This is a genomic window from Photobacterium aquimaris (assembly GCF_002954455.1).
GTDB lineage: Bacteria > Pseudomonadota > Gammaproteobacteria > Enterobacterales > Vibrionaceae > Photobacterium > Photobacterium aquimaris.
Genome location: NZ_MSCC01000002.1, coordinates 320,838 through 337,548, shown reverse-complemented (window position 1 = coordinate 337,548; position 16,711 = coordinate 320,838). Strand labels below are relative to the sequence as shown.

The window sequence follows — 16,711 nt, the reverse complement described above, 5'->3', positions numbered from 1 at the left end:
TTAGGTGATTGCAATGAAACACACATTTTGGCCGACATTTATTGATGTTGTAAAACGCGATGTTGTTCCTGCATTAGGTTGTACTGAACCTGTATCTGTTGCACTCGCCGCAGCAATAGCTGTGAATAAACTTAATATAAATTATCAGAATATTACTGCGATTAATGTGCAGGTTTCAGCCAATTTAATGAAAAATGGTATGGGAGTAACCGTTCCTGGTACTGGTATGGTTGGACTTGAAATTGCAGCCGCTGCTGGTGCTGTAGCTGGTGATAGCAATGCACAATTAGAAGTGCTTAAAAACCTTACCGCTAATGATGTTGCTATCGCAAAAAACATGTTAGATCAAAAAATGGTGACTGTTAGCGTTGCTAATGTGAGTAACATTCTTTATTCCAAAGTCACCATCTTTAGTGCCGATCGTTCTGCTAGCGTGACCATTGCAAATAGCCATACCCATGTATTAGCCATTGAAGAAGATGGGATAACAACTTATATTGCCGATCCACAACCTACATCAACAACAAAATCTATTACAAGTAATCCTTTTACAGATGCCTCTGCACAAGATATTTTTGATTTTGCAACCCAGGCACCGTTAGCTGATATTGCGTTTATTAAACAGGCTTATCAACTTAACAACGACCTTTCAATTGAAGGCTTAGAAGGCAATTATGGTCTCCAAGTTGGCGCGACATTTAAACGTAGTATGGAGCGCGGTTTACTTGCCAGTGGCCTATTAACCGATGTATTACTTCGTACTGCCGCAGCTTCCGATGCGCGTATGGGCGGCGCGATGAAACCAGCCATGAGTAATTCAGGCTCTGGCAACCAAGGGATCGCTGCAACCATGCCTGTTGTAGTGGTGGCTGAATTTATCAATGCCGATGATGAACAACTTATTCGTGCATTAATGTTGTCGCATTTAATGGCTATTTACATTAAAAGCTATCAAAATAAATTATCAGCATTATGTGGCGCAACAACTGCATCAATGGGTGCTGTGGCGGGTATGACATGGTTACTCGGTGGTGATATCAAGCAAATTAGCATAGCGATTAACAGTATGATTGGTGATATTGCAGGTATGATCTGTGATGGTGCCAAAACCAGTTGTGCAATGAAAGTATCATCATCAGCTGGCTCAGCTGTAAAATCAGCATTAATGGCTTTAGATGGCATTGGCGTTACGGGCAATGAAGGTATTGTTGCTCACGATGTCAACAGTACTATTCGTAATTTATCAATGCTAGCCAATGGTTCAATGACACAGACCGACGTGCAGATCCTTGATATTATGATTAATAAATAACCATACATTCACTAATACAGTAGATAACTTCTCTAGATATACATATAAAGTAAGATAACTGATTTGCTTTTTTAACTTTATCTAGAGGATTATATTGCCCTATTTGTACAGTTATCAGCAAAAAACAGTAAAAACCGCATTTCCCCCTATCTTAATATTCCTTTTTGTTATATCTAATCACTTCTAGTTATTTATGAAATACTTTATTAGCGCAATAATCCAGTCATAAACAACACAAATGCTATTAGAAATAACCACCATCTGACCTAATAAAATCGCACAATTCTGCTTTTTATATTACACCATCTTATGCATTTACATATTATGATTGGTTTTGATATGTGGATCTAAAATATTAAAAACATAAACTTAAAGTGCATTTCATGAGCAATCAATACTCATTCTGCTGCTATTTGGTTATAGTTTGACTGCTTTATATTTCTAATCAGACGCAAAAAAGCCAGCATTTGCCGCAAAAATAATAATCCAAACACTGTGATTTGGTTAACTATTCAGGCTGAAATTAATATGAGTCAAACAGTCAATATATCTCCAGCAGCAGCGACTAACACACCGCTGCATGTACAAGCGAATATGACCCAACAACAATGGCGACAAGCGATCAAATTTGACAATGTCGACATCGGCTGGATAGTGATGAGCATTGGTATGGCGGTTGGTGCTGGTATTGTATTCTTACCCGTACAAGTGGGTGTAATGGGGTTATGGGTATTTTTACTGTCAGCAGTGATTGGTTATCCGGCCATGTATTTATTCCAAAAATTATTCATTAATACATTAGCAGAATCGAAAAAATGTACTGACTATCCAGGTGTCATTTCAGGCTACCTCGGAAAAAACTGGGGCATTGGACTTGGGATCCTATATTTTTTCATGTTAGTGATCTGGGTGCTGGTCTATTCATTAACCGTTACCAATGATAGTGCCTCTTACTTACACTCATTTGGCATAACTAAAACCCATCTTAACCATAACGTCTTTTATGGCTTAGCCCTGATTAGCTTATTAAGTTATATCGGTTCTAAAAGTGAAAAGTTCTTATTTAAGATATCAGGGTTTATGGCTGTCACGGTATTGCTGTTAGTTGCAGTGATGAGCTTGTTATTAGTTCCTCACTGGAGTTTTGCTAATATCACACCGGTTCAAGACTGGGGATTAATGCTTAAAAATGCGATTATTACATTGCCATTTACCCTTACATCGATTCTGTTCATTCAATCATTGAGCCCGATGGTTATCTCTTACCGCTCACATGAAAAATCGATTGAAGTCGCACGTTATAAAGCTACTCGTGCAATGAAAATTGCGTTTACTATTTTATTTGTTGTTGTGTTTTTCTTTGCCGTATCATTTACTTTCGCGATAAATCAAACTGCAGCCAAGCATGCGATGGAATTAAATATTTCAGCACTGGCAATGATTGCACATTACCTCCCTGGTAGCTGGGCAACAATTGTTGGCATAATAATTAATATCTTTGCGGTTGTTACGTCCTTTTTTGGCGTATTCCTCGCCTTTAAAGAAGCTTGCCGCGGTCTTATGATGAACTTATTAGAACGTAAATTTGAAGTACACAAAATTAACACCAAGCTGGTTGATAAGTTTATTACTGCTTTTATTATTCTAATTGCATGGGGCGCAGTTGCTTTAAATTTACCCATCCTCTCCTTTACATCTATTTGTTCGCCTATCTTTGGTATTGTGGGCTGCTTAATTCCGGCATATTTAGTCTATCAAGTGCCGAGCTTACATAAATATAAAGGTACAGCAACCAACCTAATTATTGCCACTGGTGTTTTATTATGTATTTCACCCTTGTTAGCTTTTATTTAAGTATTCACATCATTTAATAGCAAAAAAAACGCCGCAATCATGATGATTGCGGCGTTCTTTTTGAGTATAAAATAGGCCTATATTAGGCAGTAACAGCATCAACTTGTTTCTTCGCTTTCACACGTTTTTGTGCCATTCCAACCCCAGTTAATACCATAAGACCACCAATATAATGGTAGCTATGTAACTGCTCACCTAGCATCACACTCGCAATACCAGCAGCCATAATGGGCAACAAATTCATGAACATTGCTGTTCTATCTGCACCTAAGCGTTCAATACTTTGCATCCATAACCATGGCGCTAATACTGACGCTAATAATGCAGCATACATGATTAGCGGCGCTGCTGCGGCAGTAATCGCCATACGATGACTGGTTAACAATAATGGCGTTAACATAGCTACAGCAAAGAGACACTGCACATACACCGAGTGCCAGTTTGAGATCGGCATTTTCCAGCGTTTAAGTAACACACAATATAATGCATACACAACAGCGGCTATCAGCATTAAGCCATCACCCTGTTTAATCCCTTGGCTCACCAAGTTACTAATGTGGCCATGGCTGAGCATTAATACCAAACCACTTAATGATAGAACCGCACCAACTAGAGCAAAAGCAGATAAGCGTTGGCCTAATAATGGCACACTTAAGAACATACTCACCAAGGGTACAAATGAAATAATCAATGCAATATTGGTCGCACTGGTGGTTGCAGCAGCAAAATAGCCTAATGATTGGTTAAGCACCATACCTAGCAAGCCTAAAAAAGCTAACTTGGTGAGGTAAGGTTTAATAACAGCTCGTTCGCGCCACACAGACTTAGCTAAAAAAGGGGTTAACGCAACTAAAGCAAAAAACCAGCGATAAAAAGAAATCGCCCCAGGATCAATGACACTAAATGCCATCTTATTGACAATGGCATTCCCTGCCCAAATTGCAACAGTAAAAAAAGGTAATAAATAGAACATTGTCGGCCTTAGATAAAACAGTCATTTCAATAAAGGACATTGAAATAGATAACAACACTATTTTGTCATTTCCTATGGGAAACATATATTCGCAATCGGACATAGAAAATGCTTAGTCGGACATTTATGTGACTTGGCTAAATGGTTAGCGACGATTCAAATAACAAAACCCTAAATTTCTCACTGTCTATATCAGAATGAGAAATTTAGGGCTTCAAAGTAAAGCGAATATGTATCAGGCTATCATTATTTATCGTCAGTTAGTGGCTCTTTTTCACAAAACATCGTCGCTGCTAATCGAGCCAGGTTATAAGCATCAACATAACCTGAGTGCTGACGCCCTTCCCATTCCACCCCAGCAATTTCCATTGCCGCTCGTTGCCCTAAACGCTTATTAGTGACATGGCGCTGTAATTTAAATAATGTCGCTAAATTTAAATATTCACGAAACGGCATTTTTAACTCTTTGGCTACACACTCTTTGTGTAAAATACGATCATCATGGCCCCAAGCCGCATAAATTTTATGGCGGCCACCAAATTTTTGTTCAATCGAACGTAAAATAGTTGCCAATGGCTTACCATTTTTTTCAATCAAATCAGGCTTAATTCCGGTTAATTCGCTGCAAAACGGCGAAATTTCATCATGTTCAGGTCGTACATAATGCTGAGCACGTCGCACAATACGTCCTGTATTTAAATCCAGCTCCGCTACTCCAATTTCGATGATTTCACCAGTTCGCGATGTACGGCCATCATTCCAGCAGCACATTTCGAGGTCAAAACAGACAATACGATCAAAATTCATTAAGTTATCCAAGAGTCACGGCGTAAAATGGGCGCAGATAATACCATTTTGTCACCATGGGTTCATCCTTCCACGGCAGATTATTGTTGCTCTTTTATAAACAACAAAACTAAATGACAATCTGCGACACAACTTTCTCAGCTCCTTGTTGCGAGGCGTGATGCGCATCATGATACAAAGGCTGTGAGTCTCGCACCGCATAGCAATAACGGTTATCGCAAAACGCTTGCTGGGTATTGATCAAATGAACATTCGCTGGATATTTAGCTTGCTTAAAATGACGTAAAATATCGTGATTGCGCTGGTTATAATAAGACTTAGACATTGAGACGATATTTTTAACAGGCTTACCTACCCAATAATGTTCATAAAATAACTTACTAATACTACGTCCCATTTCAGGTAAAGGCTCTATCACATAAACATTTTTTTTGGTTTTTGCTAATTGTAAAACCAACTTATCAAATGACGTTAGAATATCAGCATATTGCGCTGTCTTTTGATGTGATAACCGTGGATAAACACCTTCATTTTCACCATATAGCCCTGACGAATATCGATTAATCAACACCACATTTTGAATCTGTTTATCTTGCAGAATATAATTAGCCGCTTCGTTATACCATCGAGAGCAATGACTGAAATTATTCTTTTGACCATAAGATGGAATACAACCAGCAAAACTAAAATGTTTTAACCCTTGATCTGTTGCTTTTAAGCGATTAGCTAAAGCATAACTAATGCTGATCGCATGGCTATCGCCCAATACAGCCCAATCGATATTTTTACCATAATATTCACACGCTTTAGCAGGATCTTGATAATCATAAACATGGCAATTAATACGATTTGGTGTTGGCTTAATATCTTTGACGATATTATTAACACTCGCAGGAAATCTATCAACGGCAAAGCCATTATTTTTAAATACCACCGCAGCAAGCCCACCAACAACAATAATTAACCAAACAGGAAGTGAGGTTATTAATTGGCGAGGTATTGATGCCGATTGAGCAGCAATTTTACGATTTTCAATATAACGGTAACTTAAAGCCCCTAATAATACCGATAGCGGAATACCAATAAATTCAAAATATGGAATAGACAAGTAATAACCTATCACCACCAGCGGCCAATGCCATAAATAAATTGAATATGACCATAAGCCTATGCGCTGTAGAATAACGTTATTAAAAAAGCCTTGCTGTCGATTTGCTAAAATGATCAAAAATGCACCTTCAACAGGCATTAATGCTAAATACCCCGGCCACATGTCTTTTTCGCTCATGGTACTATAAGCGGCGATAATTAATAGAACACCAAGCCACTGACAATATTTTTTATTTTTTTCATTAAGTTGGACTGGATATAGATACACCAATCCACCTAACATCATTTCCCATCCACGAACAGGAAGCAGAAAATAAGCATAAGTTGGGTTTTGATGACTAACATAAATATTAAACAGAAAGCCACAGCCAGTAATCACTAACAGTATTTTTTTAATCGTTGTTAATTTGAAGATTTTATTAAGAATCACTAATACTATAGGGTAGATAATATAGAACTGCCATTCAACAGACAGCGACCATGTATGTAATAGCCATTTTTCATGTGATCCAGCATCAAAATAACCAGATTCTTTAAAATAAAAAATATTAGAGATAAAGCCACTACTACCCGCTATATGCTTACCTAAAATTCGATAATCGACAGGAGTTAAGTAAAACCAACCTAGAATTAATAATACACTGCACATTGCCATCAATGGCGGAATAATACGATTAGCACGAGCGATATAAAATTTAAGAATAGAGAATTTATTATTTGCTAATCCTCTAAATATAATACTGGTCATTAAAAAACCAGAGATAACAAAAAAAACATCCACCCCAGAAAAACCACCAGGAATACGAATCCAAACTGGATTAAAATGGAACAATACCACGGCAATAACAGCTACAGCACGTAAGCCATTAATATCAGTTCTAAATTTCATAACATTCCTATATAGATCACATCTTTAGGGGCAAATAAAAAACATTCGAAAATAAACGATAATCTCAGTACTTATGTCATAAAAAAACAATAATAGCATTTATTGACATTTAATTATTCGTGATAAGAATTATCTATAAATAGTTAATTTAATATTATTATTTATGATATTTATCATTTATTAAAATTAGATTGGTGTATTTAATTTATACTGGCGACAAAGGAAGAAATGCTTTAGCGAAATTGCTACTTTTATCCGGTTCTGAATGGCTGATATACTTATAAATTGGCTATAGTGTTTGGATCGAATAATGGCGACAATTTACAACCCAATTATTGATAATAATAATCCACCAAATGATATCTTTTTTGTTCATGAAGTGTTTGAGCCAGATACGAGTACTCTTAGCCATAACCATTACTGGGGACAATTACACCTAGTAAGCAATGGTATTATTGAATTGAGTACGCCAAATAAACGTTTTTTAGCTCCTCCACGTTACGCATTGTGGATGCCGCCAATGATGGAACATAAAAGCTATATTCGACGTAGTCTTAATTACTGTTCAATGAATATTTGCCCACCGCTATCCGATAAACTGCCTGTTTATCCTTGTTTATTAGAAGTAAGCGCAATTATGACCGCAATTATTGAAGATCTTCGTCAACGTCAAATCATGGTCGCGACGACCGAACAAGATAAGCATTTGGTGACGGTGTTATTTGATCAACTATTATTGTGCGAACAACATGACCAGTTTTTACCCACCAGCGAAGATAAATTACTACAGCCGATTTTAATTGAATTAGAACATAATCCAATTAACAACCTCTCATTAGCACAATGGGCCCAGCAGCTACATACCACAGAGCGTACCTTAGCTCGTCATTATAAAAATAAATTAGGCATCAGTTTTACTGAGTGGCGACAGCGGCGTAAGTTTATTTATTCATTACATCTATTACGCCAAGGCATGTCAGTTAACGAAACCGCATTAACATTAGGCTATCATCAGGCCTCACCGTTTATTACCTTATTTAAAAAATACGCAGGTGCTACTCCTGACCAATACCGTTTGCGGTTAGATTAGTCCACCTTCTCGACTAACGGTGATAGAAATCACACCGATATCTAACCGTATAATTCACTATTTTTATTGCTGCAATTAAAAATAAACACCATTAGCGCATGTTCTGTGCGCTAGATCTCTTTCTCACCACCTCAAACCTGAGAGTTAAATCACAACTCATTTGGCTGGTTACAAATGTCCAGCAAATGCACCCTTTATCCCATACCGATAATTGCTTTAGCCGCCCATAATGACTCCAACAAAACGGCTTTCCGCCATCTTAAACCTGTTATGTTGTTGTCCTTATCCGTGGCCAATGTTTCATAACGAAATGGAGTGATTCTTATGAAAAACCAATTGTCGCAATTAAAACGGCACCTTTTAACAGGTACCAGTCACATGTTACCGTTCGTTGTTGCTGGTGGTGTATTACTTGCCCTGTCAGTAATGCTAGGTGGTAAAGGTGCGGTCCCTCAAGGTGTTTTCCTTGAAGGTTTATGGGACATGGGCATTGCAGGTTTCACTCTATTCGTACCAGTGCTAGGTGGCTATATTGCTTACTCTATCGCTGACCGTCCAGCGCTTGCTCCGGGCATGATTGGCGCTTACCTTGCAAACCAAGTTAACGCCGGCTTCATTGGCGCTATCATAGTTGGTTTCATTGCAGGTTACGTGGTTCTACAACTAAAACGTATTCCGCTATCAAACAAACTCAAAGCCATCTCAACTTATTTCATTCTTCCTATTGGTGGTACGTTCATTGTTTCAGGTCTAGTTATCTGGGTTATCGGTGCACCGATTGCAATGGCAATGGAAGGCATGAACGCTTGGCTACAAGGCATGGCGGGTACATCTAAAGCATTCCTTGGTGTGATTCTTGGTGGTATGACAGCCTTTGATATGGGTGGTCCAATCAACAAAGTTGCTACTCTATTTGCTCAAACACAAGTCGGTACTCAACCATGGTTAATGGGTGGTGTCGGTGTTGCTATCTGTGTGCCACCTCTAGGTATGTTCCTTGCTACGCTTCTATCACCTAAGCGTTACTCTGATGAAGAGCGTGAAGCAGGTAAAGCGGCAGGTATCATGGGCTGTATTGGTATCACGGAAGGCGCAATCCCATTCGCAGCCGCAGATCCAGTACGTGTAATCCCTTCAATCGTAGTTGGTGGTATCGTTGGTAACGTAACAGCCTTCTTATTTGGTGTTCTAAACCATGCACCATGGGGCGGTCTGATTGTACTACCCGTTGTTGATGGCCGTATCTTCTATGTAGTGGCTATCATTGCAGGCTCAGTAACAACAGCCTTAATGGTTAACTTCCTTAAAAAGCCGATTGCAGATCGCCAAGAAGAACAAGCACCAACAGCAGCTTCTGACGACCTTGACCTAAGTTTTGATTAATAACATCGCATTCATTTATCAACCGCGTTAAACGCATTAAATAACAAATTTGGAGATTCACATGAAAGTATTAGCTATCACATCTTGCCCATCTGGTGTTGCACATACGTACATGGCAGCAGAAGCATTAGAAGTTGCTGCAAAAGCAAAAGGTTGGGATGTTAAAGTTGAGACCCAAGGTTCTATCGGTATTGAAAACGAAATCACCATGAGTGAAGTTGCTGACGCTGATATCGTGATTCTAACTAAAGATATCGCTATCAAAAATGAAGAGCGTTTTGCTGGTAAGAAGATTGTTCGAGTTGGTGTAGCTGACGCAGTAAAGAAAGCACCGCAAATCATGGATAAAATTGAAGCGCATCTAGCACAAGCTTAATCGCCCTAAAAGACACTGTTTAATCGCAGTGTCTTGATTTCCGCAACATAAAGCCACCTTAGATCACGTTATTTAAGGTGGCTTTTTCTATAACAGCTTAAAAATGCGCATAACCGCGTTCTCAACCAAATAAACTGGCATCAAGATAACAAATTCAAGAGCATTATATCGCGTTAACTGGCGTGATACGTGATAATACGCATATTCACACATAAGGTACGTTAGCTAGATTGATTGATTAGTCCACGTCCATGAAAAATAACAATAAGTAGACGCAAGAGATGCATAATATTTTTATCGATTTACTCGATAGTGCCATTACTGATTTTGAGTCTTTAAATGACATTTGGTTTGCAGGTGACTCATTACCACCACTAGAATCAAGCTATCAAGTTAACTTTCCTCGCTTAGAATTAGTCTTTAAAGGTCATTACACCAATACCTTTGATAGTCAGCAGCCTGATGCCACCAATGTTACTCTTGGGGTGGGTGAAGCATTATTTATTCCAGCCAATGCTTGGAACAAACCTGATTGGCAGCATGAATGCTCGGTACTCAGTTTATTATTTGGTAAAAGCCAACTTGGTTTTAGTCTTGTTAGTAAGCGAGCCAATGAAGATGGTTTTTATGATGTTCAAAAATACAGTGTGCCGCAGCGTAGCAGCCATGCGATTGATCATATTCTCAATGCGCTATCAAGCTTGACTCACGAAAAGAAAAAACAACCAGCCGATAAATTCTTGTTAATGGCGTTATTATGCTACTGCAAAGATATGCTTGAAATGCCAACCACAGATTGTACGCGCCGTAGTCAAGATTTATTTAAAGGCATTTGTATTTACGTTCAAGAAAATTTCCATCGCAACATCAACCGTAATACTGTTGCAGAACGATTTAATATTTCGCCAAATCACTTATCACGTTTATTTCGTCAAGAAGGTCATATGCGTTTTGCCGATTATATCGCTTGGGTACGATTAGAGCGGGCAAAGTTTATGTTAAAGCGCTACAACTTCCGTTTAGAAGAAGTGGCTAATCGCTGTGGTTATCATGATTCTAATTATTTTTGTCGTGTATTTAAACGCAAAACGGGTAAAACGCCCACCGAATACCGCGTTCATTAGGCCCCAAAAAAGCAGTCGTTTCGCTACTGCTTTTTTTATTTGCATTACCTCAATATCAAACCGTAATTATTGTTAATTGTAACACTAGCAACAGACGGCAAAAGTGATCTACGGCGGTCACAATTCATTCAAATTGATACAAAAGTCCAGTGATTGCATGCTTAATCCACTGCTAATTCAATTTATATCGTAATACACTCCTATTTCATTGTGTTTCGTCTCGTTTCATTTTCACACAATAATAAGGATTGTTACGTGTCTCATATTTCATTAGATGGTCAGTGGACGCTCACTTCACCTCAGCATTCTCATATTCATACTACGTGCACCTTACCTGGTGATATTCACTCCGCTCTTATTAACGCAGAGTTATTACCTCAGCCTTATTATGGCTGCAATGAAACCTTAATTCAGTGGGTAGGTGAAAGTGAATGGTTACTTACTCGCGAGTTTACGGCTGATAGCAATCTACTTGATGCCACTGCTGTAGATTTGAATTTATCGTTTGTCGATACCATGGCGAGTATCTACGTTAACGGTACCCAAGTATTAAGCTGCAGTAATATGTTTCGCTGCTATCAGGTCGATATTCTGCCCTACCTACAACAGGGCACTAATCACATCAGTATTGCATTGGCCCGTAATGATATTGAAGCCCAACGCCGCGCAGATAGATTACCTTTTGCTGTGCCATGGGCGGTCGGTAATAATCAGATCCCACACATGAATACTCTTCGTAAAACCCAATGTCATGCAGGTTGGGACTGGGGTATTTGTTTATTATCTACGGGGGTCTATAACTCACTAACACTTACTCCTGTTTATAGCACTCGTTTGCAACATGTACGCACCCAACAAACATGGTTAGCGAATGGTGATTGTGACGTCACATTAACGATTGATTGTGACATCTTAGCTGAACAAACCACGCAAATACTTGAAATTAACTTTGATAAGCAAATACACACTATTGCTATTGATGCCGCAGTTAAAGGACCTCAAACCATCACTATTACAGTTACGGTTACTGAACCACAGCGTTGGTGGCCAGCAGGTTATGGTGACCAACCGCTATACCCATTAACAGTCACCCTTAATAACCACACTATCACTAAGAAGCTCGGTCTACGTGAATTAACCTTAGATACCCAAGTCGATGCCATTGGTAGTGCAATGACATTTGTGGTTAACGGCAATCCAATTACTGCGAAAGGTGCCAATTGGATCCCTCTTGATGCCCTGCCTAGCCGCCAAACACCTGAACGTTACCGACAACTATTAGAAGATGCGGTCGCAGCCAACATGAATATGATCCGTGTTTGGGGCGGTGGCATGTATGAGCACGATATCTTTTATGAGTTGTGCGATGAGCTCGGGTTATTAGTGTGGCAAGATCTGATGTTTGCCTGCGCGTTATACCCATCGACACCGGAGTTTCTCGCAGATGTTGAATTAGAAATTGTTGACCAAGTTAAACGCTTAGCCGATCATCCCGCTCTCGCTTTGTGGTGTGGTGATAACGAGGTTATTGGCGCAATTGGCTGGTATGACGAATCTAAACACAACCGTGAAAAGTACGTGGTCAACTACGATCGGTTAAATCGTATGCTACAACAAGTGGTTGAACAGTACGATCCTAGCCGCCGTTTTTGGGCCAGCTCGCCGTGCAATGGTGAATTAGATTTTGGTGATGCATGGCACGATGACAACCGTGGCGATATGCATTTTTGGGATGTGTGGCACTCGGGTAAATCATTTGACGCTTATCACAGTGTAAAACCACGTTTTTGTTCAGAGTTTGGTTATCAATCATGGCCTTCTTTGCCAACGGTAAAAACCTTTGCTGACGATGAAGATTGGAACGTTACTTCACCAACGTTTGAACAACATCAAAAGAACGGTCGCGGTAATAGCATTATCACTGAAATGTTTACCCGCTATTTCCGCTTTCCGGTTGGTTTTGCCAATATGCTCTATTTAAGCCAAGTACAACAAGCAATAGCGATTAAAACCGCGTCTGAATTTTGGCGAGCACATAAACAACATTGTCGTGGCATTCTCTACTGGCAACTTAATGATTGTTGGCCGGTGAGTTCATGGTCAAGTATTGAATATACTGGGCGTTGGAAACAACTGCACCACCATGCAAAACGTTTCTTTGCGCCTGTGATGGCAACGTTTATTCAGCAACCCCAACAGCCATTATGCTTACATGTAGTTAATGACCATCATCAATCAATGCCAATTACCGGAAAGGTGATCAAGGTAGATTGGCAAGGCAATGTACTTGAAACTTGGGCTCTGGATACTCAGTTAGCCCCTGATAGTAGTGAAATTTTGTGGCAATCTGATCAACAATTAACAGCGATAGCAGCTAAACAGGTCTTTTACCACGTACGCTTAACCTGTGCCGATGGTAGCGTGACTGAAAATGACCATTACCCATGTTTATTTAAACACGCACAATTGCAACAGCCAGCAATCACTATTGAATGGCACCAAAATAACGATGCCATTTGGTTAGAGTTAGACTGCGACTATCCAGCATTATTTGTTGAACCACAACTTGAATGCCAAGGTCGCTTTAGTGATAGTAGCTTTACCTTATTACCAAGCCATATTAGTGGTTATAAACAGCGAATTTATTATAAAGGTGAATGTAACCTTGAGACATTAAAACAAAGTTTAACCTTATATCATCTTCGTGGCAGTTATTAATTTATAAATTAAGCTAACCACTATTTAAAATAATACTTATACGCATATTATTATATGCGTATCTTGTTACAGCTGTTATTTATTATTTTTATTCCCATTGGATCATTAAATATAAAAATGAGACCCATCTTTGATTAAATAAATAATAAAATTAAAAAATAACATTTGCGACAATGTTCAAGTTAATTATCGTAAAAAGAAATAATAGTACTTAATACAAACACTCCACTTTCATCATGCTTATACGGAATTGATACCCTACATTTATAATAAGGAATCTTCATGATCATAAATAAAGTGCATACGCTCGCGTTAGCAGTATTGGCGGCATTATGTGCCCCAACAACTTTTGCAGCTGAAAAAAATCAACTAACAATTGTGGCTGATTTTTATCCCACCATGATACGTAACTTTAACCCTTACCTCGCAACCAATTTACGTACCACAACTGACTTTATTTATGAGCCATTGGTTGTATTTAACCAAATGCATGGTAATAAACCAGTGATGCGATTAGCTAAGAATTACTACATGTCAGACGATCTAATGCAAGTTACGTTTGAGATTCGTGACGGTGTAAAATGGTCTGATGGCACTCCATTTACTGCTGATGATGTGGTGTATTCATTCCAATTAATTCATGACAAACCAGAGCTTGATCCGAAAAGTATGGATCGCTGGATCAAAAGCGTTCGCCAACAAGATAACAAGGTTATTTTCGAATTAACTGAAGCGAACTCAAACCTTCCTTTTGAAATATCTACCATTCCTATCGTGCCAAAACACATTTGGAAAGATATTGAAAAACCAGAACTATTTACCAATGAAAATCCTGTTGGCTCAGGCCCTTTCACTGAAATCGACACTTTTACTCCACAATTATACGTTCAGTGTCGTAACCCTAATTACTGGGATAACGATAATCTTGAAGTCGATTGTTTACGAGTGCCACAAATAGCCAATAACGATCAACTGTTAAACAAAATCATCAAGTCAGAGCTCGACTGGACTAGTGCTTTTATTCCTGACGTTGATGCACTGTATGCTGCACGTAATCCTAATCATAAATATTGGTACCCGGCTGCAAGTACACAAGCATTTATGATGAACTTTAAAACCCCGCATCCGGGTAATAACGAAGCGATTAATACCCTTGATTTCCGTCGTGCGCTATCGATGGCGATTGATCGTCAAAAAATCATTGATATCGCTTTTTACGGTAATGGCATCGTTAATGATTATGCATCAGGCTTAGGTAAAGGCTTAGAGTTCTGGGCAGATCAAGATATTTATAACCAATACAAAGGCTTTAATACTTTCAATATTGATAATGCCAAAGCATTACTTGCTAAAGCAGGCTTTAAAGATATCGATGGTGATGGTTATGTTGAAACACCAACCGGTAAAAAAATAGAAATTTCAATCCAATCGCCAACAGGTTGGACTGATTTTAATAATACCGTTCAGCTTGGAGTTGAACAGTTACAAATGGCCGGTATCGATGTTAAAGCCAAAACCTCTGACTTTGCGGTTTATAACCAAGCGATGACGAATGGTACTTATGATATGGCCTATACCAACTACTTTAACGGTGCTGATCCATACCGTTATTGGAACAGTGCTTATCATTCACGTTATCAAGAAGGTGCAAGCATGCCGCGCTTTGCAATGCACTTTTTTAAAAACGCAGAATTAGATCAATTACTGGATAATTTCTATAAAACAGCCAATCAAGATCAACAAAAAGTGATTGCGCATAAAATTCAAAAAATCATTGCTGAAAATCAAATCACTATTCCTGTGATGTCAGGGGTTGATGTCTACCAATTTAATGAAAGCCGTTTTACCGGTTGGTGGAGCACAGAAAACCCTAAAGGCCGTCCATTAGCATGGGCTGGTGTACCTGAGCGTTTATTACACGTCTTAGATTTAAAACCAAAAGCCTAATACCAAATAATGCCGTCATCTTTGTGATGACGGTATTTATTTAGTGGCGAGGAATACATGACTTTATTAATTCTGTTGTTATTTAACAGCAGTATTTTAATTGTTATGTCTCTAACAAATCTTAATTAGGAATAAATACGATGGGCTTTTTCTTTCGGCGATTATCATTTTATTTTATCGCACTAATATTTGCAGCAACATTAAACTTTATATTACCCAGAGCAATGCCGGGTGATCCTGTGACAATGATGTTTGCCAATGCAACCTCACATGTTAGCCCTGAACGTATTGAAGCAATGAAAAAATTGCTTGGTTTTGTTGACGGCCCATTATACGAGCAATATTTTTCTTATCTTGCCAATATATTTACCGGCCAATGGGGAACATCAATTAAATTCTATCCATTATCGGTAAATGATCTCCTCGGGAGCGCGATTGGCTGGTCATTATTTTTAACCGGAACAGCGGTCGTTTTATCATTTTGTATAGGTTCTGTGATGGGCATTTTTGCCGCTTGGCGTCGTGGCAGTTATTACGACACCTTTATTTCGCCAAGTACACTGGTGGTGCAATCTATTCCTTCGGTGGTGATTGCGATGCTAGTGATGTTCACCTTTGCGATTGGCTTAGAGTGGTTTCCGATTGGCAATGCGTATACCTCAGGCACCACCCCTGACTGGTCTAGTTGGGCATTTTATAAAGATGTGATGTATCACGCCGCATTGCCTTTGCTATGTGCCACTGTCAGCCAAATTGGCGGCTTTTTAATTAGCATGCGTAACAACATGATCAACCTGCTTAACGAAGACTTTATCACCATGGCGAAAGCCAAAGGATTAAGTGAGCATCGGGTTATTTTTAACTATGCCGCGCGTAATGCGATGCTACCAAGTGTCACGGCATTATCAATGGCTTTAGGTACTGCTATCAGTGGTCAGTTAATTGTTGAAATGATCTTTAATTATCCAGGTCTTGGAACGGTGTTGCTAAACGCGATTCATGCCCGTGACTACCAGGTACTGCAAGGACAATTATTACTGATGACCTTATTTATGTTGTTCTTTAACTTTATGGCCGATCTATTAATTGTGCTATTAGACCCCCGTCTACGTAAGGGAGATCGATAAC

General features: G+C 39.0%; 12 protein-coding genes. 9 read left to right on the top strand and 3 right to left on the bottom strand.

Annotated elements, in window-relative coordinates; translation table 11 throughout:
• Positions 1–13: 13 nt before the first annotated feature.
• Positions 14–1,312, top strand: a complete 1,299-nt coding sequence (locus BTN98_RS12460; protein WP_060996901.1) for an L-cysteine desulfidase family protein — start codon at positions 14–16, stop codon at positions 1,310–1,312.
• Positions 1,313–1,840: 528 nt separating this feature from the next.
• Positions 1,841–3,166, top strand: coding sequence for an SLC5/6 family protein (locus tag BTN98_RS12455; RefSeq protein ID WP_060996900.1), 1,326 nt, complete (start codon positions 1,841–1,843; stop codon positions 3,164–3,166).
• 82 nt (positions 3,167–3,248) lie between these two features.
• Here BTN98_RS12455 and BTN98_RS12450 read toward each other — a convergent pair whose 3' ends face one another.
• The 3 genes from BTN98_RS12450 to BTN98_RS12440 form a co-directional block, all read right to left on the bottom strand.
• Positions 3,249–4,139: a DMT family transporter gene (locus BTN98_RS12450; RefSeq protein ID WP_060996899.1), complete on the bottom strand. Its 891-nt coding sequence runs from the start codon at positions 4,137–4,139 to the stop codon at positions 3,249–3,251.
• Positions 4,140–4,385: 246 nt separating this feature from the next.
• Complete coding sequence (locus BTN98_RS12445) at positions 4,386–4,946, bottom strand: 3'-5' exonuclease (protein WP_060996898.1); 561 nt, start codon at positions 4,944–4,946, stop codon at positions 4,386–4,388.
• A 109-nt stretch (positions 4,947–5,055) separates the two neighbouring features.
• Positions 5,056–6,945, bottom strand: a complete 1,890-nt coding sequence (locus BTN98_RS12440; protein ID WP_060996897.1) for an acyltransferase family protein — start codon at positions 6,943–6,945, stop codon at positions 5,056–5,058.
• 310 nt (positions 6,946–7,255) lie between these two features.
• Between BTN98_RS12440 and BTN98_RS12435 the strand changes: the two genes are divergently transcribed.
• The 7 genes from BTN98_RS12435 (at position 7,256) to BTN98_RS12405 (ending at position 16,710) form a co-directional block, all read left to right on the top strand.
• Positions 7,256–8,035: an AraC family transcriptional regulator gene (locus BTN98_RS12435; RefSeq protein ID WP_060996896.1), complete on the top strand. Its 780-nt coding sequence runs from the start codon at positions 7,256–7,258 to the stop codon at positions 8,033–8,035.
• Between the two features lie 324 nt (positions 8,036–8,359).
• Positions 8,360–9,418 (top strand): PTS fructose transporter subunit EIIC, encoded by a 1,059-nt coding sequence (locus BTN98_RS12430; protein WP_060996895.1) that lies wholly within the window; start codon positions 8,360–8,362, stop codon positions 9,416–9,418.
• Positions 9,419–9,479: 61 nt separating this feature from the next.
• Positions 9,480–9,794 carry a PTS fructose-like transporter subunit IIB gene (locus BTN98_RS12425; protein WP_060996894.1) on the top strand — a complete coding sequence of 105 codons (315 nt, stop codon included), beginning with the start codon at positions 9,480–9,482 and terminating at the stop codon, positions 9,792–9,794.
• A 281-nt stretch (positions 9,795–10,075) separates the two neighbouring features.
• On the top strand, positions 10,076–10,918 hold the full coding sequence (locus tag BTN98_RS12420) for a helix-turn-helix transcriptional regulator (protein ID WP_060996893.1): 843 nt from the start codon (positions 10,076–10,078) through the stop codon (positions 10,916–10,918).
• A 255-nt stretch (positions 10,919–11,173) separates the two neighbouring features.
• Positions 11,174–13,636: a beta-mannosidase gene (locus tag BTN98_RS12415; protein WP_060996892.1), complete on the top strand. Its 2,463-nt coding sequence runs from the start codon at positions 11,174–11,176 to the stop codon at positions 13,634–13,636.
• A gap of 282 nt (positions 13,637–13,918) precedes the next feature.
• On the top strand, positions 13,919–15,583 hold the full coding sequence (locus BTN98_RS12410) for an ABC transporter substrate-binding protein (protein WP_060996891.1): 1,665 nt from the start codon (positions 13,919–13,921) through the stop codon (positions 15,581–15,583).
• 140 nt (positions 15,584–15,723) lie between these two features.
• A complete protein-coding gene (locus tag BTN98_RS12405) occupies positions 15,724–16,710 on the top strand; it encodes an ABC transporter permease (protein WP_060996890.1) in 987 nt (328 codons plus the stop codon).
• Position 16,711: the final 1 nt, after the last annotated feature.